The sequence below is a fragment of the Bartonella queenslandensis AUST/NH15 genome (genome assembly GCF_000312585.1).
Taxonomy (GTDB): domain Bacteria; phylum Pseudomonadota; class Alphaproteobacteria; order Rhizobiales; family Rhizobiaceae; genus Bartonella; species Bartonella queenslandensis_A.
The window spans coordinates 1-472 of record NZ_HE998026.1 but is presented as its reverse complement, the minus strand read 5'-3'; the positions used below and the strand labels follow the sequence as shown (position 1 = coordinate 472).

The following is a 472-nucleotide window of genomic DNA, read 5'->3' as shown; positions in this document are numbered from 1 at the left end:
AACCAAAATCGATTGGCAAGCAACATGGCGTAACTGGGTACGGAACGCAAAAGATTTTAACAAACCTTCTCAAGGAGTAAATTATGGAAGGCAAGGATTTAACAACGAACAACAATACAACCACGGAAACGAAAAAATCAGCCTCAGTCGTCAGGTTGCACACGCAATGTCCGATATCAGAAATGCAGGTAGTGCATTCGAATTTTTGTTCAAGAATGACAAAAGAATATCCCCACCATTGGCTCCCAAATCAGAAACCCTCGACTTCAGAAGCGGAGCTCATTACCTCACTAGCCAATGATACGCTTAATACGCTTGAGAAGAAAGCGACTGAAGAGGAAATTCAGACAGCGTTCATGTTGATTTCAAACGGTCTTAAAATGCAAGCGACAGCAGATCCAACGTCGACAGCGCTTGCTTACACATACGTCCTTAGAAAGGTAAGCAGCTGGGCATTGGAGAAAGCTATGGA

Annotated in this window: 1 pseudogene; it reads left to right on the top strand. The window is 43.4% G+C overall.

The window, feature by feature from the left end:
* Positions 1–301 (top strand): annotated as a pseudogene (locus BN338_RS12705) (hypothetical protein); the annotation flags it as partial.
* Between the last annotated feature and the right edge of the window lie 171 nt (positions 302–472).